This is a genomic window from Acidovorax sp. 100 (genome assembly GCF_003688355.1).
In the GTDB taxonomy this organism is placed as follows: Bacteria; Pseudomonadota; Gammaproteobacteria; order Burkholderiales; family Burkholderiaceae_C; genus Acidovorax; species Acidovorax delafieldii.
In genome coordinates this window covers 162,845-186,685 of the sequence record NZ_REFD01000001.1, presented here as the reverse complement: position 1 = coordinate 186,685, position 23,841 = coordinate 162,845, and the positions used below count along the sequence as shown (strand labels likewise).

25 protein-coding genes are annotated in these 23,841 nt (G+C 66.6%); 2 read left to right on the top strand and 23 right to left on the bottom strand.

Going from position 1 to position 23,841, the window contains the following annotated elements; genetic code table 11:
* Window positions 1–8 precede the first annotated feature (8 nt).
* From C8C96_RS00880 to C8C96_RS00830, 11 genes are all read right to left on the bottom strand, one after another.
* Window positions 9–992 (bottom strand): threonine dehydratase, encoded by a 984-nt coding sequence (locus C8C96_RS00880; protein WP_121941123.1) that lies wholly within the window; start codon window positions 990–992, stop codon window positions 9–11.
* On the bottom strand, window positions 989–1,630 hold the full coding sequence (locus tag C8C96_RS00875; RefSeq protein WP_121941122.1) for a LysE family translocator: 642 nt from the start codon (window positions 1,628–1,630) through the stop codon (window positions 989–991). The genes C8C96_RS00880 and C8C96_RS00875 overlap by 4 nt, the downstream gene beginning before the upstream one ends.
* A 6-nt stretch (window positions 1,631–1,636) precedes the next feature.
* Window positions 1,637–2,356 carry a VOC family protein gene (locus C8C96_RS00870; protein ID WP_121941121.1) on the bottom strand — a complete coding sequence of 240 codons (720 nt, stop codon included), beginning with the start codon at window positions 2,354–2,356 and terminating at the stop codon, window positions 1,637–1,639.
* The gene (locus tag C8C96_RS00865; protein WP_121943811.1) at window positions 2,353–3,228 is read right to left on the bottom strand and encodes a PhzF family phenazine biosynthesis protein; all 876 of its coding nucleotides are present in this window, start codon (window positions 3,226–3,228) and stop codon (window positions 2,353–2,355) included. The genes C8C96_RS00870 and C8C96_RS00865 overlap by 4 nt, the downstream gene beginning before the upstream one ends.
* A gap of 169 nt (window positions 3,229–3,397) precedes the next feature.
* Entirely contained in the window at window positions 3,398–4,261 is an 864-nt protein-coding gene (locus tag C8C96_RS00860; RefSeq protein WP_056065622.1) for a PhzF family phenazine biosynthesis protein, read from the bottom strand.
* 12 nt (window positions 4,262–4,273) lie between these two features.
* Window positions 4,274–4,903 carry a glutathione S-transferase gene (locus C8C96_RS00855; RefSeq protein ID WP_121941120.1) on the bottom strand — a complete coding sequence of 210 codons (630 nt, stop codon included), beginning with the start codon at window positions 4,901–4,903 and terminating at the stop codon, window positions 4,274–4,276.
* A gap of 146 nt (window positions 4,904–5,049) precedes the next feature.
* Complete coding sequence (locus tag C8C96_RS00850) at window positions 5,050–6,255, bottom strand: PLP-dependent aminotransferase family protein (protein WP_199737421.1); 1,206 nt, start codon at window positions 6,253–6,255, stop codon at window positions 5,050–5,052.
* Window positions 6,256–6,353: 98 nt separating this feature from the next.
* Entirely contained in the window at window positions 6,354–6,683 is a 330-nt protein-coding gene (locus C8C96_RS00845; RefSeq protein ID WP_121941119.1) for a DHCW motif cupin fold protein, read from the bottom strand.
* A 5-nt stretch (window positions 6,684–6,688) separates the two neighbouring features.
* Window positions 6,689–7,159, bottom strand: coding sequence for a RidA family protein (locus tag C8C96_RS00840; protein WP_121941118.1), 471 nt, complete (start codon window positions 7,157–7,159; stop codon window positions 6,689–6,691).
* A complete protein-coding gene (locus tag C8C96_RS00835; RefSeq protein ID WP_056065632.1) occupies window positions 7,156–8,073 on the bottom strand; it encodes a DMT family transporter in 918 nt (305 codons plus the stop codon). The genes C8C96_RS00840 and C8C96_RS00835 overlap by 4 nt, the downstream gene beginning before the upstream one ends.
* Window positions 8,070–8,684 (bottom strand): LysE family translocator, encoded by a 615-nt coding sequence (locus C8C96_RS00830; protein ID WP_056747996.1) that lies wholly within the window; start codon window positions 8,682–8,684, stop codon window positions 8,070–8,072. Before C8C96_RS00830 ends, C8C96_RS00835 begins: the two co-directional genes overlap by 4 nt.
* Before the next feature lie 163 nt (window positions 8,685–8,847).
* Here C8C96_RS00830 and C8C96_RS00825 point away from each other — a divergent pair, with 163 nt between their 5' ends.
* Window positions 8,848–10,344 (top strand): PLP-dependent aminotransferase family protein, encoded by a 1,497-nt coding sequence (locus C8C96_RS00825; protein ID WP_121941117.1) that lies wholly within the window; start codon window positions 8,848–8,850, stop codon window positions 10,342–10,344.
* A gap of 68 nt (window positions 10,345–10,412) precedes the next feature.
* On the opposite strand, the gene C8C96_RS00820 is transcribed toward C8C96_RS00825, so the two are convergent.
* From C8C96_RS00820 to C8C96_RS00765, 12 genes are all read right to left on the bottom strand, one after another.
* Window positions 10,413–11,657 carry an HDOD domain-containing protein gene (locus C8C96_RS00820; protein ID WP_056747999.1) on the bottom strand — a complete coding sequence of 415 codons (1,245 nt, stop codon included), beginning with the start codon at window positions 11,655–11,657 and terminating at the stop codon, window positions 10,413–10,415.
* Between the two features lie 136 nt (window positions 11,658–11,793).
* On the bottom strand, window positions 11,794–13,047 hold the full coding sequence (gene flgL, locus C8C96_RS00815) for a flagellar hook-associated protein FlgL (protein ID WP_056748001.1): 1,254 nt from the start codon (window positions 13,045–13,047) through the stop codon (window positions 11,794–11,796).
* A gap of 28 nt (window positions 13,048–13,075) precedes the next feature.
* Entirely contained in the window at window positions 13,076–15,052 is a 1,977-nt protein-coding gene (flgK, locus tag C8C96_RS00810; protein WP_121941116.1) for a flagellar hook-associated protein FlgK, read from the bottom strand.
* Between the two features lie 25 nt (window positions 15,053–15,077).
* Window positions 15,078–15,995 (bottom strand): flagellar assembly peptidoglycan hydrolase FlgJ, encoded by a 918-nt coding sequence (flgJ, locus tag C8C96_RS00805; protein ID WP_099729168.1) that lies wholly within the window; start codon window positions 15,993–15,995, stop codon window positions 15,078–15,080.
* A 51-nt stretch (window positions 15,996–16,046) separates the two neighbouring features.
* Window positions 16,047–17,198 (bottom strand): flagellar basal body P-ring protein FlgI, encoded by a 1,152-nt coding sequence (locus tag C8C96_RS00800; protein ID WP_370107345.1) that lies wholly within the window; start codon window positions 17,196–17,198, stop codon window positions 16,047–16,049.
* A gap of 265 nt (window positions 17,199–17,463) precedes the next feature.
* Window positions 17,464–18,186: a flagellar basal body L-ring protein FlgH gene (locus tag C8C96_RS00795; RefSeq protein ID WP_056065648.1), complete on the bottom strand. Its 723-nt coding sequence runs from the start codon at window positions 18,184–18,186 to the stop codon at window positions 17,464–17,466.
* A gap of 38 nt (window positions 18,187–18,224) precedes the next feature.
* The gene (flgG, locus tag C8C96_RS00790) at window positions 18,225–19,007 is read right to left on the bottom strand and encodes a flagellar basal-body rod protein FlgG (protein ID WP_056648212.1); all 783 of its coding nucleotides are present in this window, start codon (window positions 19,005–19,007) and stop codon (window positions 18,225–18,227) included.
* Window positions 19,008–19,050: 43 nt separating this feature from the next.
* The gene (gene flgF / locus C8C96_RS00785) at window positions 19,051–19,791 is read right to left on the bottom strand and encodes a flagellar basal-body rod protein FlgF (protein ID WP_056065654.1); all 741 of its coding nucleotides are present in this window, start codon (window positions 19,789–19,791) and stop codon (window positions 19,051–19,053) included.
* Between the two features lie 46 nt (window positions 19,792–19,837).
* The gene (gene flgE / locus C8C96_RS00780; protein ID WP_056748009.1) at window positions 19,838–21,118 is read right to left on the bottom strand and encodes a flagellar hook protein FlgE; all 1,281 of its coding nucleotides are present in this window, start codon (window positions 21,116–21,118) and stop codon (window positions 19,838–19,840) included.
* 38 nt (window positions 21,119–21,156) lie between these two features.
* Window positions 21,157–21,810 (bottom strand): flagellar hook assembly protein FlgD, encoded by a 654-nt coding sequence (locus tag C8C96_RS00775; protein ID WP_121941115.1) that lies wholly within the window; start codon window positions 21,808–21,810, stop codon window positions 21,157–21,159.
* 31 nt (window positions 21,811–21,841) lie between these two features.
* Window positions 21,842–22,246 (bottom strand): flagellar basal body rod protein FlgC, encoded by a 405-nt coding sequence (gene flgC / locus C8C96_RS00770; RefSeq protein WP_056065662.1) that lies wholly within the window; start codon window positions 22,244–22,246, stop codon window positions 21,842–21,844.
* Window positions 22,247–22,282: 36 nt separating this feature from the next.
* Window positions 22,283–22,753 (bottom strand): flagellar basal body protein, encoded by a 471-nt coding sequence (locus C8C96_RS00765; protein ID WP_056065666.1) that lies wholly within the window; start codon window positions 22,751–22,753, stop codon window positions 22,283–22,285.
* A gap of 342 nt (window positions 22,754–23,095) precedes the next feature.
* On the opposite strand from C8C96_RS00765, the gene flgA reads away from it, so the two are divergent.
* Window positions 23,096–23,797, top strand: a complete 702-nt coding sequence (gene flgA, locus C8C96_RS00760) for a flagellar basal body P-ring formation chaperone FlgA (RefSeq protein WP_233584302.1) — start codon at window positions 23,096–23,098, stop codon at window positions 23,795–23,797.
* Window positions 23,798–23,841: the final 44 nt, after the last annotated feature.

The following is a 23,841-nucleotide window of genomic DNA, read 5'->3' as shown; positions in this document are numbered from 1 at the left end:
CAAGGGCTTCAGCCCGCCAGAACGCTGCCGAACATGGGCGCATCCACGTTGCCGCCCGTCAACGCCAGGCCCACGTGCAAACCCTGTAGCTGGTCGCGTTCCTGCAGCGCCGCCGCCAGCGCTGCCGCACCTGCGCCTTCGGCCACGTTGTGGGTGTCGGTGAACAGGGCACGCATGGCGGCGGCCACCTCGGCGTCGCTCACCTGCACGATGTGGTCGATGTGTGGCGCCATCACGGCCAGGGCCTCGGCATCGGCCACGCGGCAGGCCATGCCGTCGGCCAGCTGGGTGGTCACCGGTGCCTCCACCACGCGGCCTGCGGTCAGCGAATCGGCATAGGTGGTGGCGTGGCTGCTGACCACGCCGACTACGCGCACCGGGTGCTGCAGCGCCAGCTTGGCGGCGATGGCCGAGCACGCGCCCGAGCCCTGGCCGATGGGCACGTACACCACATCGAGCTGCGGCACGGCGCGCAAAAATTCCCACCAATAGGTGCTCACGCCGCGCAGCAGGTCGGGGTGGAAGCTGGGCACCATGTGGGCCCCGCGCTGGGCGGCCAACTGGATGGCGTGTTCACGCGCTTCCTGAAAGTCGTCGCCGTGTTCGATGAGTGTGACGCCCAGAGCGCGCATGGCGGCGTTCTTCTCCACCGAGTTGCCACGCGGCACGACGATGGTGCAGGCCACGCCGTGGCGGCGCGCGGCCCAGCCCATGCTCTGGCCGTGGTTGCCGCGTGTGGCGCTGATGACTTCAGAGGGCAGCGTGCCGCGCTGGGCGAGCTGGTCAAAGTAGGTCAGGCCGCCCCGGATCTTGAAGGCGCCCACGGGCGTGTGGTTCTCGTGCTTGAGCCAGCAGTCGGTGCCCAGGCGCTGGCTGAGCAGGCCCCAGCGGTACTGGGGCGTGGCGGCGAAGTCGCGGTACACCACCTCGGCAGCGGCTTCGATGTCGGCCAGGGTGGGCAGCAGGGCGGTGGGGTCGAGGCGGGTGTTCATGCGGCGGCTTTCTTTTCAGTCAACAGTTTGAGGGCCAGCAGACCCAGGACGGTGCCCATGAAATAGCGCTGGGCGCGCATCCATGCAGCATTGCGGTTGAGGAACAGCGCCACGCGGGCGGCGCCCAGCACCAGCAGAGCGTTGACGGCGGCGCTGGTGCTGATCTGCACCGCGCCCAGCGTCAGACTTTGGAGCAGCAGCTGGCCGCGCTCGGGGTGCAAAAACTGAGGGAAGAACGACAGGTAGAACATGGCCACCTTGGGGTTCAACAGGTTGGTCATGAAGCCCATGAGGAACAGCGTGCGGGGGCGGTCGTGCGGCAGGTTTCGCGCTTCAAAAGGCGCAGTGCCACCGGGCTTGACGGCCTGCCAGGCCATCCACAGCAGGTAGGCGGCGCCGGCGTAGCGGATGGCGTCAAACGCCAGCGGCACGGCCGCCAGCAGCGCGGTGAGGCCCAGCGCCGCCGCCAGCAGGTGCACGACAAAACCCAGCACCACACCGGTCAGCGAGATGAGCCCGGCGCGTGGCCCCTGGGTAAGGCTGCGCGAGACGCAGTACACCATGTTGGGTCCCGGCGTGAGCACCAGCACGAGCGCGGCGAGCGCGAAGAGCAGCAATTCCTGCAACGAAAACAGCATGGCGGTTTACTCCTGAGAGGTGACTGAGGTGAGGGTGACGGGGCCCCGTGGCGTGCCGAGCAGGGCGGAGAGGCGCGGCGCGGTGCCCGGCGTGACGAGGACGGAGGCGGCGACACCCACGGCGGTGCACGCGGCCTGCAATGTGGCGGCTTGCGGGTGCTGCAGTGCAAGCTGCTCCAGTTGCACGCCGCTGGCGGGCAGGCTGTCGCAGGGGTGCGCAGCGCCCCACTGGATGAGGGTGGGCAGGCATCCGTCCATCAGGCGCAGGCCGTCGTCCCGCACGGTGATCTGCCATTGCAGCAGGCCATGGGGCGTGGGGCGGCTGGCGGTGATGACGGCGCCGCGTTCGATGTCCAGCGCCGACAACGCGGTGCACGCGGCCGCCACGTCGGGCACGCTGGCCACCCAGTGGATGAGCTGGGGGCCGTGTTGTGCCACCTGGGTCTGCAAATTGGCGTCATCCATGTCAAACCAGCGTCTTGCGATAGTGGATATTGCCTTGGGTGCTCCTGGTTTGATAGCAATGATCTCCAGGTAGGCGCGCGGATGCGCCGGGCTTGAGACGTTGAAGATACGGTTGTGCGTGCCCATCAGGGGGTGTTCGCCGCCCGCCGTGGGGGTGATGCCCAGCGTGCGCGCGCACCAGTCCACACCACTGGCCAGGTCGGCCGCCAGCACGACCAGGTGGTCCACGCAGGGGGCGTGTTGGGTGGTGCTGTCGGTCACAGCAGCACCTCACCGGCCATGCAGGTGACCGAGCTGCCGCCCACCCAGATCGTGTCGCCGTCCTGCTCCACAAACACCCGCCCGGCGCGGCCCAGGCAGGTGCCCTGGGCGGCCACATACTGCTTGGGGGCCAGCCCGGCGCCTATGAGCCACTGGGCCAGCGCGGCGTTCAGGCTGCCGGTCACAGGGTCTTCGGCCAGGCCGTTGTTGCCAGGGAAGAAGGCGCGCACTTCAAAGGCGATGCCTTCGGCGTCGGTGCTGCCGATGACGCCGACTTTTCCACGCGGGCCCACGACGCCCACGTCCAGCTGGCCCAGGATGCTGGCGTCGGGCTTCAGCGCCAGCACCTGCTCGCTGCTGCGCAGCATCACGCCGCGCCAGTTGGGGCCGTTGTCGCACCAGGCGTGGTGCAGGATGTCGCTGCGCGCCACGCCCAGGCCCCGGGCAATGAGCGCCACGTCGTCTTCGGCCAGCGGGCCGCTCTTGATGAGGGGTGGCGCGGCAAAGGCCAGGCGCTCCCCATCCTGCCGCAGCGTGACCAGGCCCACGCCACATTCCTGCACCACCTGGCCTGCCACCTGAGGCTGTCCACCGGCCTTCAGCCACGCATGGCAGCTGCCCAGTGTGGGGTGCCCCGCAAAAGGCAGTTCGCGCCCGGGGCAGAAGATGCGCACGCGGTAGTCGGCGCCGGCGGCGCGGCCTTCCGGGGTGGGGGGCAGCAGGAAGGTGGCTTCGGACAGATTGGTCCAGTTGGTGAAGTCCTGCATGGCTTCAGTGCTGAGGCCGGAGCCGTCCAGCACCACGGCCAGGGGGTTGCCACGGTAGGGCGCGGCGGTGAATACATCGACTTGCTGGAAGGGGCGTTGGTGCATGGTGGTCAGGTCCTTGGTCAATCAAGCGGGCAGTAAAGCGGGGTGGGCCGGGCACGCCGGGGGCTCACCGGGGTGTGGCCCGGTGTGCAAACAGGTGGTTGTGGCTCCGCGCCCTGGCGAGGCCGAGGGGGAAATCAGCCGCTGGGGCGTGGTGCAGGGCGGCGCGGGTTCATAGCAGCACCGTGCCTTCGATGCAGGTGACGGCTCGGCCGCCCACCCACAGCTGGTGGTCATCGTCCTGGCGGATGTGCACGCGGCCCGCGCGGCCCAGGCATTCGCCCTGGGCCACCAGGTAGCTGCGGGGGGCCAGGCCATCGGCAATCAGCCATTCGGCCAGGCTCGCGTTGAGAGTGCCCGTCACCGGGTCTTCAGGGTTGCCCATGGGGGCGGCAAAGGCGCGCACCACCACGCCGGGCTGGGCGGTGTTGCTGGCGGCAGGGCCCACATGGATCACGCCCACGTCCTGGCCCAGGTCTTTCAGGCGGGCGTGGTCGGGGTGCAAGCCCAGCACCGTGTCGGCGCTGTCGAGCAGCAGGCCCAGCCACACGGGGCCGTTGTCCAGCATCTGCGCGCCCAGAATCTGCTGCGGGCGCAGGCCCAGGGCGCTCGCGATCAGCGGCACCAGCGCAGGGCTGGGGGCGCTGCGCTTGAGCGGAGGGGCGGCAAACGCCAGGGTGTCGCCGCTCAGTGCGATGCGGACCAGGCCCAGCGCACATTCCTGGATCACCATGCCGTCCTGCTGCGGGCGGTGGCCTGCCTGCAGCCAGGCGTGGCAGGTGCCCAGCGTGGGGTGGCCCGCAAAAGGCAGCTCGCCATTGGGGCTGAAGATGCGCAGGCGGTAGTCGGCACCGGCCGCGCGCCCAGCGTCGGTGGGCGGCATCAGAAAGGTGGTTTCCGACAGGTTGGTCCAGGCCGCAAAGCGGCGCATGTCGCTGTCGCTCAGGCCGTCGGCATCCAGCACCACGGCCACAGGGTTGCCGTAGCCGGGGCGGTCGCTGAAGACGTCGATCTGCTTGAAGGGGCGCTGGTGCATGGTGAGGCGCGGTCAGGAAAGGGGTTGGTCCAGTACCCCGCGGGCGCCGGGGCGGGTGCTGACCGTGTTGTACCACCGCTCCAGGTGGGGACGTGCGGCGCGTTCTTGCGGCAAGCCCCACCAGCGGTGGATCTCACAACCCACCGGGATGTCGGCCATCGTGAACCGCTCACCCGCCATGAAGGGCTGGCGGGCCAGGTGGGCGTCCAGCAGGGCCAGCAGGGGCTCCGTGGCCGCCACCGACGCGGCGATCAGCGCATCGTTGCGCTGGGCCGCAGGCGTGCGGATCCACTGGATGAAGGCGTCGCGCCCGGCCGGGTTCAGCGTGGTCTGCTGCCAGTCCATCCACTGCTCGGCCACAAAACGCGAGGGAAGGTCTTCGGGGTACAGGTTGCCCAGCGAATGCCTTGCGCACAGGTAGCGCACGATGGCGTTGGACTCCCACAGCACCACGCCCGTGTCCTCGTCCTCAATCAGCGGCACCAGGCCATTGGGGTTGAGGCCCAGGTAGCGCGCCTCGCGCACGATGCCGTACTGGCCGCCCGCGTCGGTGCGCTGCACTGAGGGCAGGCCCAGCTCCTGCACGGCCCACACGACCTTGCGCACGTTGATGGACGACATCCGTCCCCAGACTCTTAGCATGCTTGATGGACTTTCATGGTGCGTCGTGCGACCCCGGGTGCATGAAGTAGGCGTGATTGGGCGAGGTAGCCGCGGAGCTGGCTTTGCCAGGCCGCTGGCTGCGTCCCCCTCCCGCGCAGCGAGAGAGGGGGAAGCGGCGCAGCCGCTCAGGGGGTGACATCCTTGATGGCTGCCGCCAGCGCCGCGATGCCGGTGGCGATCTGCTCGACGGTGGAGGTCACGAATGACAGCCGCAGGGTGCGGTGGTCGGCGTTGTCGGCATAGAAGGCCGCCCCGGGCACAAAGGCCACATTGCGCTCCACGGCCTTGGGCAGCAGCTCGATGGCGCTCATGCCTTCGGGCAGGCGCACCCACAGGAACATGCCGCCGTCGGGGCGGTTCCAGTGCACGCCCAGGCCCTGCATTTCCTTGTCGAGTGCGGCCAGCATGGCCTCGCACTGCTGCTTGTAGAGCGCGCGGATGGTGGGCACGTGGCGGTCCAGGAAGTCGTCCTTCATCACTTCGGCCACCAGTCGCTGGTTGTAGCCGGGCGTGTGCAGGTCGGCCGCCTGCTTGGCCTGCAGCAGCTTTGGGTACACGGCCTTGGGCGCCACGATGTAGCCCAGGCGCAGGCCGGGGGCCAGCACCTTGGAGAATGAGCCCATGTAGATGCAGCCGTCGGGGTTGCGGGCCGTGAGCGGGGCGGGCGGCGGTGCGTCGAACCACAGGTCGCCGTAGGGGTTGTCTTCCACCAGGGGCAGGTTCAGCTCGGCGGCGGCGGCCACCAGCTCGGCGCGGCGCGCGTCGCTCATGGTGCGGCCCGTGGGGTTCTGGAAGTTGGGCAGCACGTACAGGAAACGTGCCTTGTTCGCGCCCGTGCCCACCTTGGCGCGCAGGTCGTCGATCAGCACGCCTTCATCATCGCTGGCCACGGACACCACGTTGGGCTCCATGGGCGTGAAGGCCTGGAGCGCGCCCAGGTAGGTGGGCGTTTCCACCAGCACGCGGCTATCGGTGTCGATGAGGATTTTGGCGATCAGGTCCAGCGCCTGTTGCGAGCCGGTGGTGATGAGGATCTGGTCAGCGTCCACGTCCCAGGGCAGGAAGTCGGCAATCGCCTGGCGCAGCGGGCCATAGCCTTCGCTGGCGGCGTACTGCAGGGCGCCGGGGCCGTCGTTGGCCAGCACGGCGGCAGAAGCGGCGGCAAACGCGGAGACCGGGAAGGTCTTGGGCGATGGCAGGCCGCCTGCCAGGCTGATGATGCCGGGCTTTTCAGTGACCTTCAGGATTTCGCGGATGACCGAGGGGTTCATGCGCTCGGCACGGCGTGCCAGGGTCCACGTGCTGTTGGTGGGAAGGTCGTTCAGTTTCACTCTCGTCTCCTGCGGGTGGCCGCCTGGGCCACTACGGTTGCAAAGTTGTCGTCAAAAAATGGGTGTGCGGCAGCCCTGGCGGGTGCGTTCACACCTTCTCAGTCCACGATGAACAGGGTGGCGCCCTGTGGGGAGGTGGACCGATGGGGTTCTGCATTGTCCGCCACCTGGTAACTCATGCCGGGTGTCAAGGTGTACTGGCGGCCGTCGGCCAGCTCGGTGTGCAGCTCGCCGCTCAGGCACAAGAGCACATGGCCCTTGGTGCACCAGTGGTCGGACACGTAGCCTAGCGTGTACTCCACCATGCGCACGCGCGCCTCGCCAAATGTCTGGGTGCGCCAGAAGGCCTGGCCCGCTGCGGCGCTTTTTTCTTCGCGCGGAATGCTGGCCCAGTCGGTGGTGGCAAAGGGAATGTTCTGCAAATGCATGGTTTTCAGTCCTTGATCGACACCACGGCCTCGATCTCCACCGCAAAGCCACGCGGCAAGGAGCCGACACCGACGGCCGAGCGTGCGTGCCGTCCTGCATCACCAAACACTTCCACCAGCAGGTCGGAGCAGCCGTTGATGACCTCGGTGTGCTGCATGAAGTCGGGTACCGCATTCACCATGCCCAGCAGCTTGACCACACGGCGCACGCGCGAGAGATCTCCGAGTGCTGCCTGCATGGTGGCGATCAGCTGCAGGCCCACTTCGCGGGCGTGCTGACGTGCGTCGTCGGCACTGATCTCGCGGCCCACCTTGGGGACCACCCCCATGTCGTTGCGCAGTGGCGAGCCCTTGCCCGACAGGTACAGCGTGTTGCCGTCCAGCACATAGGCGTCAAAGTTGCCGCGCGGGGCGGACACGGTGGGCAGCACCAGGCCCAGCCGTTGCAGTCGCTGTTCTGGGGTCATGGCACTCATGCGGGGGCTCCTTGTTGTTGAACGGGCATCCGTTTGCCCACGAAGACGGTGGCGATCACGGCCACTGCAAACACCAGGGTGACGGCATCCAGGTGTTCGCCCAGCAGGGGCACTGCAAACAGCAGGCTCAAAAAGGGCTGGATGAGCTGGATCTGGCTGACCCGCACGGCACCCAGCGCCAGGGCGCGGTACCACGCAAAGAAGCCGATCCACATCGAGAACAGGGCCACATACAGGAAGCCTGCCCAGCTCATCGCGCCAATGCTGGAGGGCACGGCGGGAGCGAACCACCAGGCCACGGGCAGGGTGAGTGGCAGGCAACACACCAGCACCCAGCAGATGACCTGCTCGGCCCCCAGGCGGGGCGTGAGGCGGGCGCCGCCGATGTAGCCCAGGGCGCCTGTGGTCATGGCGATCAGCAGATAGATGTTGGCTGCGCCCAGGTACAGGCCGCCCGCACGCCACACCATGAAGCCCAGCACCAGCCCGCTGCCCAGCACTGCACAGGCCCAGAAGCCTGCCGAGGGCCGCTGCCGGTACCACAGTGCACCCAGCAGGGCGGTGGACAGCGGCAGCAGGGCCGTGACCACGGCGCCATGGGTGCTGGGCACATGGCGCAGTGCCAGCGCCAGGAACAGCGGGAAGCCGACAATCACGCCAAACGCCGTGATGCCCAGCAGCGGCCACTCGGCCCGCACCGGCAGGTTCAGGCGCCCTTGCGTGCGCTGCCACAGCAGGTAGCCAATCGACAGCAAGCCCGCCACGGCGGCACGCCCGAACGTGACGAACCAGGGAGACAGCTGGGGTGCATCGGTAGAGCCCACTGCCAGCCGCGTCATGGGCAGCGTGGCCGCAAACAGCGTGACGCCGACCAGGCCCCAGAGCAGGGCTTCTTTTTCCTGTGCGCGGTTCATAGGGTGAGCATCCAGTACGCAGTGAGCACCAGCACGAGTGCCAGCGCGCGGTTGAACCACAGCAGCCGCGCGCCCTGCGCCAGCCACTGGCGCAGCAGCGAGCCCACCAGTGCGTAGACGAAGTTGCTGGTGAAGGCGAACACCATCATCACGCCGCAAATGATGGCCAGGCGCTCACCCGGGTTGGCGGCGGGCTGCCCTGCGGCATTGACCACCCAGCCTGCGCTGAGCGTGAGGGCCAGCATCCAGGCCTTGATGTTGACAAACTGCAGGCCTACGCCTTGCCAGAACGTCACGTTCAGGCGCGATGTGTCGATGGCGGTCATCTGGCCTGCGCGGCTGAGCTTGAAAGCCAGCCAGAGCATGTAGGCCACGCCCAGCAGCGTCACCGCCCAGCGCAGGGCGGGCACACCAGTGATGAGGGCACCCAGGCCCAGCCCGCTGCCCAGCATGAGCAGCGTCCAGCCCGCAGGCACCGCAAAGCAAAAGCGCAGCGCGCGCTTGAGCCCGAGGTTGGCGGCCAGCGCGGTGGACAAGGTGGTGTTGGGCCCCGGCGAAAAGCTCATGGCGGTGCAAAACAGCAGCAGGGCGGTGAGTTCAGCGACGCTCATGGTGGGTGCGGGAATGGGTGGGGGACTTGTCGGGGATCTGCCTTCAATGTAATCTTGCTACCAATACACAACCAGTACAGACAGTCGGCGCAGTTGCAAATCTGTATTGCCCGGCAAAACAATACACACCGGCGCCTGGCGGCGCAGCGAGCGGAATGCCACCATGCTGATGAAATCGTCGACCCAGTCGCTGACCGAACAACTGTCCGCCCGGTTTGCCGAGCGCATCCGCAACCGCCTGATGGCGCCGGGTGCACGCCTGCCGTCGGTGCGCCAGTGCGCGCAGCAGCACGGGGTGAGCCCGTCCACCGTGGTGGCGGCCTATGACCAGCTGCTGGCGCAGGGCCTGGTGGAGGCTCGCAAGAACCGGGGGTTTTTTGTCCGCGAAAGTGGCCGAGCGGTGGATGCAGCCGACGGCGACCTTGACGCGCGCGCGCGCCCCGACGACCTGGCTCTGGAAAGTGCTGCCGCCAACTGGAGCACGGCGCACTGGTTTGCGGCGCGTGCCGCCGGCCGCGCGGGCCCAGGGGTGTCGCCCGTCAACGCCACGGCGCTGATCCGGGGCATGTTCCACAAGATCAGCGACAAGCCCCAACCCGGCATGGGGGTCTTTCCGCCCGACTGGCTGGAGTCCACCTTCATGCCCGCCGCCGTGCGCAAGGTCACCAACTCGCGCGCCCTTCAGGAGTTTTCGCTGCAGTATGGCGAGCCGCTGGGCGATGCAGGCCTGCGGCGCGTGCTGGCCAAAAAGCTGTCCACGCTCAACGTGCACACGGTGCCTGAGAACATCATCACCACCGTGGGGGCCACGCATGCGCTGGACATCGTGAGCCGCACCCTGCTGCGCCCGGGCGACCCGGTCATGGTGGAGGAGCCCGGCTGGGCGGTGGAGTTTGCGCGGCTGGCCGCCTTGGGCATGCACATCCTGCCCGTGCCGCGCCGCGCCGATGGCCCGGATCTGGAAGTCATGGCGCGCTACTGCGAGGTGCACAAGCCCAAGCTCTACGTGAGCGTGAGCGTGTTTCACAACCCCACGGGCTACTGCCTTACGCCGGGCAGTGCCCACCGCGTGTTGCAGTTGGCCAACCAGCACAACTTCCATGTGGTGGAAGACGACACCTACAGCCACATAGCGCCGGAGCACGCCACGCGCCTCACGGCGCTGGATGGCCTGCAGCGCACCATCTATGTGAGCGGCTTTGCCAAGATCCTGGCGCCCAACTGGCGCATTGGCTTCATGGCCGCGCCGCCTGCGCTGGTGGAGCAATTGCTGGACACCAAGCTGCTGGCCACGCTGACCACACCGGCGCTGCTGGAGAAGGCCCTGGCACTGTGCATCGAGCAGGGCCAGCTGCGCCGCCACGCCGAACGCATCCGCACCCGGCTGGACGCCGCACGCGCGCGCAGCGTCAAGCTTGCCCTGGGGGCGGGCTGCACCTTTGCGGCCGAGCCGGTGGGCCTGTTTGGCTGGGTGGAGACCGGGGTGGACACCGATGCGCTGTCGCAGCGCATGCTGGACGAGGGCTATCTGCTGGCGCCCGGTGCGTTGTTCCATGCAGAGCGCAAACCCAGCACGCTCATGCGCATCAACTTCGCGACGACGCAGGACGCGGCGTTCTGGCGCATCTTTGAGCGTGTGCGGGCTGAGCAGGGGCGGTGAGCCGCAGACATTGCCCTGGAGTCGCGCAATCGCATGGGGGTGTCGCCCACCGAAACCGGCGCAGGAGCCTACTTTCTTTCCACTTCCAGGTCAGACAACACCCGCAGCAGCGCGCGGTTGACCTCTTCCAGGTCCATCTCGAAGGTCTCGCACAGCTGGCGGATGGCGCTGGCGTCATCTGTCTCCAGTGCGCAGGCCATCTGCAGACCGCCGGTGTAGGGGCCAGTGCGCAACACGGTGGCGTCGTAGATGCGTTCGGACAGGGGCAGGCGCTTGAGGATGGTGCCCAGGGGCTCGCCCAGCAGCTCATCGAGCTGGGAGAGCAGGCCACACAGGTAGATCTCGCGGCGCAAGTCGTTCTCGATGCCTGCGTCCAGCAGCCGCGCAGTGAGCTGGGCGCGGATCACCATGGCTTCGCGCACCGGCTGCATGTTGGCCTCGGTGCTCGCATGGGGCAGCTGGTCGGACAGCCAGCGCTTGATGGAGCTGTAGCCCATCATCACCAGGCCCCGGCGCAGCGAATCAATTCCGGTGCGCAGGCCCAGGGCGGCCGAGTTGGTATAGACCATGAAGCGGTACGCGAGCAGCGGGTCCTCGCCCATGATGTCTTCAAAGGTTTCCAGCGACTGCTCGTCGTCGATGGCCTTCATGAGTTTGAAGATCACCGCGTGCGAGGGCTGCTGCGGGTGGTGGCGCAGGCTGTAGAGCACATCCTCCGTCGGCCACCCGGCCAGCGCCATCGCGTTGCCCTGGTCCAGACAGTGCTCCATCAGTGCCCGGCTGGCGATGTTTTCGTACATCTGGCCAGCCAGCACCGGGCTGGGGGTGCGTTTGGCAACAGGTGCTGCTGCGGCGGCGGCACTGCCTGGGCGTGGGGGCGTGGCCTGCAGCGCAGCCACGGCGTCTTCCGGGCGCAGGGTCAGCAGGCTGTTGTCGAAGCAGCGGGCAATCTCGGGCTCGGGCAGCTTGTCCATGTCGCCCCGCCACACCATGCGCAGCCCGCGCTGGTGCGCGGCCTTCACGCGGTCATAGATGGCAGAGTCCGATAACCACTCGCCGCGCACCTCGATCCATGGTGCAGCACGTGGCGCGTTTTCGAGCAGGTCGCACAGCAGCTGGCGGGTCTGTGCCGAGATCAGCAGCGGCGGCGAGCTGGCCGACCACAGCTCCTGCAGCGTGCGTAACAGGTGCCCGCCGTCGACTGTTGCCGAGGCCTCGTTGTGGGCATACAGCTGGATGCCTGCAAGTTTGCGGGCGCGGTTCCACAAAGGGCGGTAGCCCAGGATCAGGCTACCTAGGACGGATTGGACCATGGGCTCTCAGGCAAAAAAACAGGGCCAGCCAGCGCTCGCGGGATGGGTGTCGCCACGGTGCACCAGCCGGTGCTGAAGCCTGCTGGCACAGGGTGCGATGGGCTCTGCGCCCGAACACCCTCTGCCGCACCGGCTCCTAGCCAATAAAGTTGAACAGCGACAACTTCTGAACCTGCGCATAGGACTTGAGTGCAGCCTCATAACCCACCTGCTGGTTCTGGAAGTCGGAAATGCCCTTGATCATATCGAGATCCTCTGCCCGCGAACGGTCGCCTTCCAGCTGGATGGAGCGCTTGTCCTGGTCGCCGGTGATGCGGTCTGCGCGATTGAGCAGCTCGCCGGCGTAACTGCGCATGTTGTGTACGCGCTCCAGTCCAATATCGATGTTGGCCAGTGCCTGCCCCACGGCCTGGATGGCGCCGTTGTTGTTGGGTGCGTTGCGGATGCCATTGATGGCACTGTCCATGGTGCTGAACATGCTCGCGCTGGGCTGCAGGGTGACGGTATCCCCGTTGGCCGGGTTGCCCTTGATATCGAAGGAAAGCCCCGGAATGCCTGGAACGGAGATGGTGACAGGCTTGTCGGTCGGGTAGTCCGGCACCACTACCGGGGCGGAGACGGCACCCGTGGTGGTATTGGTGATGGTGTACGTGGCTGTGCTGGTGCCCGTGGTGGCGCCTGGACCCACTGCGCTGAAGGTGACGGTGTAGTTGTCACCCGTCACCAAAGCTTTGTTGGTGGGCGTGATGGCCGTGGTGGTGAGCTGTCGGCCTACCGGGATGTTGCTGACCCCGGCGGTGTAGACACTGTCGCGGGTGGGGTCGAACATGAAGGCCGAGTCGCCGTCGAGGGCCCCCGGTACCGTCACGCCGTTGCTCGCCGTCTGACCCGGCAAGCCCTGGAAGCTGTAGTCGGGGGAGCTGCTCAAGGGGCCCAGGAACGGCGCCAGCGCGCTGCCCAATGCACTCAGCAAGGGGATACCGTTGGTGTCTTTCCGGTTGGCGACTTCCAGCAGTTGCTCGCGCAGGCCTTGCAGCTGGTTGGCGACCGTGGCGCGGTCGTTCGGGGTCATGCTGGCATCGCCCGCACTGACCACCAGCTCCCGAAAGTTCTGGATCAGATTCACCGCGTCGCCCAGTGAGGATTCCCCCTGTGCAATCGCATTGCGCTGGGTCTCCAGCGCACGTTGTTCGGTCTGGATGCGCGACAGGCGGTTGAGGGCTCGTTCGGCCTGCGCGGCCGACACCGGGTCGTCACTGGCGCGCACCACGCGTTTGCCAGAGGTCAGGTTTTCCTGCAGCGTGGTCAGGCTGGTCTGGCGCGCGCCCAGGTTGCGCAGCGCGTTGTCATACATGTTGGCCGTGCCGACGCGGTAGATGTTTGTGCTCATGTCGAACTCCTCACGCTAGGGGCGGCATTCATCGGCCCAGGCCCTGGATCAGCGAATCAAAAATGTTCTGCGCAATCTGGATCATCTTGGCGGAGGCCTGGTACGCCTGCTGGTATTGGATCAGCTTGGCGGCCTCTTCGTCCAGGTTCACCCCCGACACTGCCGTGCGGTCGCGCTCCAGGTTGGCTGCGATGGTGGACGACAGCTGCTCCGCAAACTTGGCGCTCTGGGTGCGTGTGCCTACCTGGGCAATGGCGCCAGCGTAGCCGTCGGAGAGGGTGGACTCGTCAAACATTTTCACGTCGCGCAGTCCCATCAGGGCATTCGCGTTGCCTGCGTTGCGGGTGTAGGCGTCTCCGTACTGCGGGTCCAGCGCATTGCCGATCACCACGGTGTCGCCCGTCTTGGGGGTGCCTTGCAGCGTGATCTGCCAGCCGTTGATCGAGATGGGCTGGCCCGAGGTGTAGGGCTGCGCAGTCGCCAGCGAGGTGGGTGGCGCGGTCCCGCGGTCGAACACGTCGTAGGTCGTGGGCGGCCCGGCGGTGAACTGCAACTGGATACCCCCCAGGATGGGCGGAATGGCTGCTGGGTTGGCATTTGCCGGCAGCACCAGCCCCGGCGGGTTGGGCAGGCCCGTGGCCTTGAGGCTGCCCAGCTGCATGGTGCCGCCGTTGGCCGTGCCCATGGCGGCGTTGATGGGGTTGGCGGCTGCCAGGTCGCGCGGCGAATACACCAGCGCCTGGATGTTGTTGGCAGCCGTGCTGAACGGCTTGAACAGCATGCGCTCGCCAGGGTTGCCGGGCGTGGTCAGGTTGAAGTTGAGCCCATCGATCTGCAGTGTGGCCAGGTTGGCAGCGCTGGTGAACGGGGTTGATTGGCCGTCGGACAGGCGCACCACCTGCCCGGCCGTGCCCGTGGTGAAGCGAATCTCATAGTCGGACGCAGCAAACTGTGTGGGGCCGGTGAACGACACCGTGCCCACGCCTGCGCCGTTGGTATAGCCCGGCATGCTGGTGGGCAGGGCGAACAGATCCTTGCCTGGCACGCCATCGAGCGTCAGGCCCAGGTTCTGCTGGTCGTTCATCGTCATGCCGATGGCCAGCGCCATGCGGCCCAGCAGATTGCGCCCTTCGCTCAGGTCCGTGTTCTGAAAGCGCAGCAGGCCCGAGACGCTGCCACCGCCCAGCACGTTCTCGTCCAGCTCCACGGGGGTGGCGCCGGGGCGGTTGAAAAACAGCTTGGACTGTCCGCTGCCCGGGAAAGTCGTTGCATCGTCGATCGACAGGCTGGCGGCTGTGCTGCCCAGCACCAGGGGCTGGCTGCCTGCCACGAACAGGCCCACGGTGCCGTCATCCGCCGGGATCTGGGTGGTCTGCACATACTGGTTGATGTCGCGGATGATCTGGTCGCGCTGGTCCAGCAAGTCGTTGGGGCTCTGGCCGTTGCCGGTGGCACGGGCGATCTGCTCGTTGATGGCCGCCATCTGCGTGGCCAGGCTGTTGATGGCGGTCACGCTGCTCTGCAGCTGTTCCTTGACGGTGTACTCGATCTCGTTGATCCGGTCGCTGGCGGTGCGCATGCGTGCGGCCGTTTCGTCCAGCCGCGTAAGGACCACCGTGCGTGCCGTGATGTCGGTGGGGCTGCTGACCACGTCCGAGAACGCGTTCATCATGTCGTTGATGGCGGCGCCCAGGCCCTGGGTGCCGCCGCTGAACACTTCCTGCAACTGGCTCAGGCGCTGGGCGCGGATGGCGTCGGCCGCCTGGGTCGATCCAGCCGCGGCCGACTGGCGCGTGAGCAGCTCGCTCTGGTTGCGCAAGATGGTCTGCACATCCACGCCTTGGCCGATGTAGCCACCGCCCGTGAACTGGCCCTGCACGGTCTGCAGCACCACCGTCTGGCGCGAATAGCCGGGTGTGTTGACATTGGCAATGTTGTGGCCTGCCGTCTGCAGGGCCACCTGGTTGGCCAGCAGGGCGCGGGCGCCGACGTTGAGCAGACTCATGGCTTACCTCGGTTCTTCTCGTCCATCACGCCTGGGCGCGCTGTACACGCAGCGCGCTGTTGATAGCGCCGCTGAGCTTCTTGGCGTACTCCGGGTCGGTGGCGTAACCGGCCTTTTGCAGCTCGGCCGCGTAGGCCACGGCAGAGCCCGTCTTGGCGGTGGCCTGGGCTTTTTCGTAGCGCGGGTTGTCGGTGATCAGCTTGGCGTAGTCGCGGAAGGAATCCTCGTACGAGTCGTACGCACGGAACTTGGCCACCACCTTGCGCGGTGTGCCGTTGATGTATTCGGTGGTCGTGATCTCGGCCACCTTTCCGGTCCAGCCCTTGCCCGCCTTGATGCCGAACAGGTTGAACGAGTTGCCGCCGTTGGCGGTCTTGATCTCGCTCTTGCCCCAGCCGGTTTCGTGCCCGGCCTGGCCGAGCATGAAGCTGGCGGGAATGCCGCTTTCCTGCGCCACGCGCTCGGCGGTGCCGCTCAGGTGCTGCACAAAGCCTTCGCGGCCTTTGGGGACGGGCAGGGTGGTATCGACGGAAGACGTGGTGGCGGAGGTCGCAGACCGGTTCTGTGCCTGCGGCAGGCTCAGCGTGGACGGCACCGAGAAGTTGGTGTCCGCACCGCCCATCTGGCGCGAAAGCTGGCGGGCGATGGCTTCCGACAGGCCGCCCTGCAGGCCTGACATATTCACGGACAGCTGCTGGTCCAGCATGTCCTGGCCCAGGTTGGCCTGCTCGCCCTCCATCAGGCCGGACTTCATGGTTGCGTCGCGCATGCTCTTGATGAGTTCGCGCATGAACAGTGATTCAAACTGCTTGGCTGCCTCGCGCGTGACCTGTGCGCTGTTGCTCGTGCCCGCGTCGTATTTGAGGGAGTTGAGCGAGCGGATATCGACCGCCAGCGCGTTCGAGGGGCTGGTGGTGCTGGACGAGGGCAGGGTCAGGGCCATGGTCGCTCCCGGTGGATGGTGCGCGCAGCGGCGGCAGCAGGGCGAGCCATGTCAGATCACCTCCAGCTCGGCGTTCAGCGCGCCGGCGGCCTTGATGGCCTGCAGGATGGCCAGCAGGTCGCCGGGTGTGGCGCCCAGCGTGTTGAGGGCCTTGACCACGTCGGCCAGCTGCGGCGACGCGGGCATCTGGATCACGTTGCCCGGTTCCTGGTTGATGGTGATGTCGCTCTTTTGCGTGACCACCGTCTGCCCCTGCGAGAACGCATTGGGCTGGCTGACCACGGGCGTGGAGCTGATGGTGATCGACAGGTTGCCGTGGGCGATGGCACAGGGCCCCAGCGTGACCGACTGGTTGAGCACCACCGAGCCCGTGCGGGCGTTGATGACCACCTTGGCAGAGGGCGTGGAGGATTCGAGCGGCAGCTCTTCCAGGTCGGCAATGAAGCCGACGCGGGCGCCGGGGTCGACGGGAGCGCGCACCTGCACCGTGCGACCGTCCAGCGCAGTGGCCAGGCCGTTGCCCAGCTTGGCGTTGATCACCTGCGCCACGCGGCGGGCGGTCTGGAAGTCGGAGGCGTTCAGGCCCAGGTTGATGGTGTCGCCTTCGTTGAGCGGGGTGGGCACGGCCCGTTCCACCTGCGCACCGAGCGGAATGCGGCCTGCGCTCAGGTGGTTGATCTGCACCTTGCTGCCACCGGCTGACGCGCCAGCGCCGCCCACCACCATGTTGCCCTGGGCCAGTGCATAGATCTCGCCGTCAGCGCCGCGCAGCGGTGTGACGATGAGCGTGCCGCCCTTGAGCGACTTGGCATTGCCCATGGACGAGACGTTCACGTCGATCTGCTGGCCCGGCTGGGCAAAGGCGGGCAGTTGCGCCGTGACGATCACCGCTGCCACGTTCTTGAGCTGCAGCTGCGACGCCGTGCCGGGTGGCAGGCTGATGCCCATCTGCTGCAGGTAGTTGGACATGGCCTGCGTGGTGTAGGGCATCTGCGTCGTCTGGTCGCCCGTGCCGTCCAGCCCTACCACCAGGCCGTAGCCGGTCAACTGGTTGCTGCGCACGCCCTGCACCGCCGCCACTTCCTTGATGCGCAAGGCCTGTGCAGGCGTTGCCAGCCCTGCGGCCACCAGGGCCAGCAGCAGCCACAGCACGCGCGCGGTGCGGGGCAAGAGGGAATGGGACGAGGCTTTCATGGCATCCATTGTGGTAGGCCATGGCCAGAACTAAAACCCAAAAAGAAGCGGGATCACCGGCTTATTGGCTGGGTCTGAAGCCGCGTTGGCAAGGTGCGCGCAGAAACGGCCCGTGGGCGCTCTGGGCGGCGGTTTTTGAGTGAAAACGGCCAGAGGCGCTAGTGCTATATGCGCCAATGGCTATCAAATTTGTAGTGGTGAAAGGACGCACCCAGCCCTCCGTCGGATGCCGGAAGGACTGGGGACATGGGCGCTTTCGGTGCGCCCAGTGCGGTCAGAACGGCGTGACGGTGTTGAAGAACCGGCCCAGCCAGCCCATGGCCTGGGCTTCGTTTTGTGCGCCGCGTCCGCGCGATTCGACGCGCACATTGGCGACCTGGGTCGAGTTCACGATGCTGCCGGGTTGCAGTGCGCGTGGGTCCACCGTGCCCGAAAAGCGCAGTACATCCACGTTCTGGTTCACGCCGATCTGCTTTTCGCCAGTGATGACCAGGTGGCCATTGGGCAGCACATCCACCACCGTGGCGGTGATGGAGCCGGTGAAGGTGTTGGCGCTTTCGGTGCCGCCTTTGCCCGAGAACGCGTTGCCTGACGAAGCGCCCACGCCCAGCTTGTCGGTGAAGCTGGTGCTGGTGAAGGGCAGGGCGGTCACGCCCGCAGAGACCTTGGAGTCACGGTCCACCGTGGACGAAGACTTCTGGCTGGCCGTCACGTTCTCCACGATCTGGATGGTCACGTTGTCGCCCACCAGGCGCGCGCGGCGGTCTTCAAACGCAGGCCGGTAGCTGGCGTTGTGGAACAGTCCGCCCGTCACCGGGGGCGGGGTGCGCGGTGCAGCGGCGAGCGGGGGCGGGGTGGTGGGCAGGATGTCCACCGGCGGCGGTGGCGACAGGGTGGCGCAGCCGGCGCACAGCAGTGCTGCGCCCAGTGCGGGGATGCCCGCGCGCAGCGAGCCAAGTGCCTGCAGCAGGCGAAGAGGGCGTGTGAAAGTGCGCATGGCGAAGGTCCTGGGCAAAAGCGCGGGGGGCGTTCCGGTCACAACTGGGCGAGCTTGGCCAGCATCTGGTCCGAGGTCTGGATGGCCTTGGAATTCATCTCGTAGGCGCGCTGGGTCTGGATCATGGTGACCAGCTCTTCCACCACGTTGACGTTGGAGGCTTCCAGAAACCCCTGCTTGATGATGCCCAGCCCGTTCGTGCCGGGGGTGCCCTGCTGGGGCTGGCCGGAGGCGGCGGATTCCTTGAACAGGTTCTGCCCGATGGGCTCCAGGCCGGCCGGGTTGATGAAGCTGGCCATGGCCAGGTTGCCCACGGTCTGCGGCTGTGTGTTGCCCGGCACGGTGACTGCCACGGCGCCTTCGGCACTGATACTGACGCTGGTGGCGTTGGCCGGAATGGTGATGCCATTGACCACGGGCAGCCCGCTGGACGTGACCATGCGGCCCTGGGCATCGACCTGGAAGGAGCCGTCGCGGGTGTAGCCCACGGTGCCATCGGGCATGGTCACTTCAAAGAAGCCGTTGCCGTTGATGGCGACATCCAGGTTGTTCTTGGACTCCTGCAGGCTGCCCTGCATGAAGTTGCGGCTGGTGGCCACCGTGCGCACGCCCAGGCCCAGGTGCAGGCCGGTGGGCAGCTGGTTTTGTTCGGTGGTGTTGGCACCCACCTGGCGCAGGTTCTGGTAGATCAGGTCTTCGAACACCGCGTTGTTGCGCTTGTAGCCCGTGGTGGAGACGTTGGCCAGGTTGTGCGAGATGACGTCGAGCTGGGTCTGCTGGGCAGACATGCCGGTCTTGGCGATCCAGAGGGAGTTGATCATGGTGCTTCCTTTTGGCGGGGGCGTGCTAGGTGTGGCAGCGGCATCAGCCGTTCATGCTCAGCAGCTGGCTGGCGGTCTTGTCGTTGGTTTCGGCGGTCTGCAGCAGCTTCATCTGCTGCTCGAACTGGCGCGATGCAGCGATCATTCCGACCATGCATTCGACAGGGTTCACGTTCGAGCCTTCCAGCGCACCCGACAGCATGCGCGCGTTGGCGTCGTTGGGCATGGGGTCGCCCGACGTGGTGCGAAACAGCCCGTCGTCGCCGCGCTTGAGCGGGTCTTCCGGCGTGGGTGTGCCCAGCTTGAGGCGGCCAATGGCCTGGGCGGGCTGGCCCGGGATCTTGGAGGTCACGGTACCGTCCGACCCGAGCGACACATCGGCACCGGGCGGCACGTCGATGGGCGCTCCGCCATCGGACAACACGGGCAGCCCGGTGGGGGTGAGCAGCTGGCCCGTGGCCGACACCTCAAAGCTGCCCGCACGGGTGTAGGCCTCGGTGCCATCCAGCCCCTGCACTGCAAACCAGGCATTGCCGGCCGCCATGGCGTCGAGGTTGCGGCCGGTGCGTTGCACAGGGCCGGGGGTGTTGACGTAGCCCGAGGTGGCCTCCAGCGCAAACACGCGCGTCTTGGCGCCGTCGCCTTGCAGCGGCACCGAGCGGAAGGTGGACATCTCGGCGCGGAACCCGCCGGTGGACACGTTGGCGAGGTTGTTGGACAGCACCGCCTGCCGGTGGGCGGCGGCGTTGGCGCCTGTCATCGAGGTGTAGATGATGCGGTCCATGGGGGATCTCCGGTGTCCTGGGCGGGTTCAGTGGGGGTTCAGCCGGTCAGCGCAGGTTCACCAGGGTGGACATCACCTGGTCTTGCGTCTTGATGGTCTGTGCGTTCGCCTGGTAGGCGCGCTGGGCAGTCATCATGTTCACCAGCTCGGCCGTGAGGTCCACGTTGGAGTCTTCCAGGGCGCCCGAGCGCAGCGAGCCAAAGCTGCCATCCGTGGCGGTGCCGACGACGGGCTGGCCCGACTCGAACGTGGCCACCCAGTTGTTGCTGCCCACCGAGGCCAGGCCCTGCGTATTGCGGAAACTCGACAGCGCCAGCTGGCCCTCGGCACGCGTCACGCCGTTGGAATAACGGGTCATGATCATCCCGTTGTTCTCGATGTTGATGCCGGTCAGCTCGCCCGAGGTGTAGCCGTCCTGGCTCAGGTTGGACACCGCAAACTTCTTGCCGAACTGCGTCACCTTGTCCAGGCTCACGTCCACGGTATAGGTGGGCAGGTTATTGGGGTTGGGCGGCGTGGGGTTGATGGTGAGCGGCAGCGAAAAGCCCGTGGCGGGTGGCGTGGCCACCGGGCCGGTGATGGCGCCGTTGTTGTCGAACGTGATCTGGCCGATGGGCGTGGCCACCACGGGCGGCACAGCGGTGGGGTCGTCCAGGGCGTCGTATACGTCCCAGGTGTTGGCGGTGGCGGTTTTCTGAAAGTACAGGCTCACCGGTTTGGCCACGCCCTGGCTGTCGAACACGTTGATCGACGTGCCATAGGTGGCGCGCGGCGTGGCCGGGATGGGGGGAGTGGCTGCGGGGTTGCCCGCCGCATCGGTGGCGCGGGCGTCCAGGTTGAAGGCCGCCGTGATCGTGGTGGTCTGCTTGGCGGGAATCGGCTCGGCGGTCGGGAACACCATGGGGATGGGGTCGGTGCCGGTGCGCAGACCCGTCACCGGGTCCACCGGGTAGCCCATCACCGACGCGTTGTCGTTGGTGATCATGTTGCCTTCCTTGTCCAGCTTGAAGTTGCCGGAGCGGGTGTAGGCGGCGGTGCCATCGGGCAGCGTGAGGGTGAAGAACCCATTGCCATTGATGGCCACGTCCAGGCTGTTGCCGGTGATGGTCAGGTTGCCCTGGGTGAATTGCTGCGCCACGGCGCCCACTTCCACGCCGATGCCTGCATTGGAGCCCCCTGCCGAGCCGATGGCAGAGGCCACCATCTCGGCAAACTCGGCCCGCGAGGCCTTGAACCCGACGGTGTTGGAGTTGGCAATGTTGTGCCCGATGACATCGAGGTTCTTGCTGGCGGCGTTCAAGCCGGACAGGCCTTGCTGAAAACTCATGGTGTTCTCCTGTTGACGCGATACGAAGCAGGCTGGTGTTACACCAAGGCCTTGATCTGGCTGTAGTTGATGGTTTTGCCGTTGGACAGGCTCAGCACCAGCTGTCCGTCCTCGGCGCCTGCGGCCGTCACCTTGGCAAGGTTCAGTGCGGTGGAGTCCAGCTTGGTGGAGCCATTGACGGCCGTCACGCGGAACTGCAGCCCTTCGGTGGAGCCGGTGTACTGGCTGGCGTCCCAGTCGAAGGTGTGGCGGCCCGCCGCCTTGGCACCCAGGTCGATGGTGTCCACCACCTGCCCGCCTGCGGTCGTGACCTCGATCTTCACGTTGGTGGCGGCCGAGCCCAGCTCGAAGCCGCCCTTGCCGGTCTTGTCCGCCACCGCCAGGCTGGAGCCCTCGGTCAGCACATTGCGGCCCACCAGGGCTGTGCCCTGCATGACCTGTAGCGAGTTGAACTGCGAAGCCATGCTCTGCATGGTCTGGTTCAGTTGCTGGATGCCGGTCACCGTGTTGATCTGCGCGATCTGCGAAGTCATCTGGGCGTTGTCCAGGGGGTTCATCGGGTCCTGGTTGTTCAGCTGCGCAACCAGCAGTTTCAAAAAGCGGTCTTGCGCGGCAGCCGGATCGGTGGCCGCGTTGGCCTTGGTGCTGGACGAGTCCGTCACCGTGGGGGCGTTGGTGGCACTGAGAATCATGGTGGTGTCCTTCTTGGAGCAGGCTCTTGCCTTACTGGCCCATCTGCAGGGTTTTGAGGAGCAGCGACTTGGCCGTGTTCATGACCTCGACGTTGTTTTGGTACGAGCGCGAGGCAGAGATCATGTTGACCATCTCCTCAACCGCGTTGACGTTGGAGTGCGTCACATACCCCTGCTCGTCGGCCGACGGGTGGCTGGGGTCGTGCACGCGGCGGCCCGGCACATTGCTTTCGCTGACACCGCTGACCTTAACGCCCGCAGAGCTGTCGGCCCCCATGGGCGCTGTCTGGAACACCACCTGGCGTGCCTTGTAGGCCTGACCATCGGGGCCTGCCACGGCGTCCACATTGGCCAGGTTGCTGGCCACCACGTTGAGCCGCTGCGACTGCGCACTGATCGCGCTGCCCGATACGTTGAAAATCGAAAACATGGACATGGGGTGGCTCGCTTTCTGCGCTGCGGGGCTGGCTGGTTATTGGCCCTGGATGGCGCTGAGCATGGTTTTGGCGTTGCCGTTGATGAACCGCAGCGTGGCTTCATAGCGCACGGCGTTGTCCACGAAGTTGGCGCGCTCGCGGTCCAGGTCCACCGAGTTGTTGTCCAGGCTCGGTTGGGTTTGCACCGCATAGCCCAGGGCGCCTTGCCGGTCGATGCTGGTGCTGGAATTCACGGTGGGCAGCGGAATATGGTGCGGATCGGTCGTGCCTGCGGTTCCGTACGAACCTCCGGTTGCCAGCCGCGTGACCGCTGCGCCGGCAGTGCCTGTGGCGGAAGAAGTCATGCCAGTGGCCTCGCGCAGCGCGTCGCCGAACTTGAAGTCGCGTGCCACATAGCCAGGGGTGTCGGCGTTGGCAATGTTGCTGGCGATGGCGCGCTGACGTTCCCCACGCAGCACCAGGGCGTTGCCGTGAAAATTCAGCTGGTTGGTCATCTTGTCAAGCATGTGTGCCTCACACCGTCGGTTGCAAAGTCGCCATCCCCGGGGGGCTTTTGGCGTGGCTCGATTATGGAAACCGCGCCCTTTTTCTAAAGCGCGAAGAAGTGGCAAATGGATGCGCAGTTCCGGGTTTTGCGTCCGGGTCATCTGCCTATAGTTCCAGGGGTGAAATGGCCCCTGCCTTCCGTAGCACCCCGTGCGCGGGCAGCCTGGCCAGCCGATGCCCAGGAGGCCCCTATGACCGCCCACTTCCTTTTCTCTGACGCCAACACCGACGCCGCGCTGTGCGGCGCCACCCGGCAGTCGCTGGCTGTGCGTGCCGGCGCCTTGGTGCGTACGTTCTGCCTGATGGGTGTATGGGCTGTGGCTGCGCTGGGCCCCCATGGTGTTGCGCACGCCCAGTCGGCGGCAGACCCCGCGGCGGACCTGGGGCCGCTTACCCAGCGCTGGCTGGACGATGCGTTGGCCCGCAACCCGTCCTCCGCGCTGCCACTGCGTATGGAAGTGAGTGTTGGCTCACTGGATTCGCGCCTGCGGCTGGCGCCCTGTGCGCGCGTTGAACCCTATCTGCCCGTAGGTGCCCGCCTGTGGGGCCGGACCCGTCTGGGGCTGCGCTGCGTGGAGGGCGCCACCGCATGGAACGTATTTTTGCCCGTCACCATCAAGGCGTTTGGCCCGGCCTGGGTGTTGACCAACAATGTAGCGCCGGGCGCCGTGTTGACGGCCAATGACGCCACAGAGGCCGAAGTGGACTGGGCGGCCGATTCCTCTCCCGTCATGGCCAATCCCGACCTGTGGGTAGGGCAGACCGCGGCCCGCCAACTGGTGGCGGGGCAGGCGGTGCGCCAGGCCATGGTGCGTGCCCCCCTGCTGTTCAAGGCCGGTGCGCAGGTGAAAGTGGTGGCCCAGGGGCCGGGCTATGCGGTCAGCTCTGCGGGCCAGGCGTTGACCGCAGGCTCTGCCGGGCAGACTGTGCGCGTACGCATGGAGAATGGCCGCATCGTAAGTGGAACTGTGAATGATTCTGGGACAGTGGATGTCACTCTGTGATGACGCCCCGGTAATAAATGGCTAAAGTCCGGGCCAAATGGGTC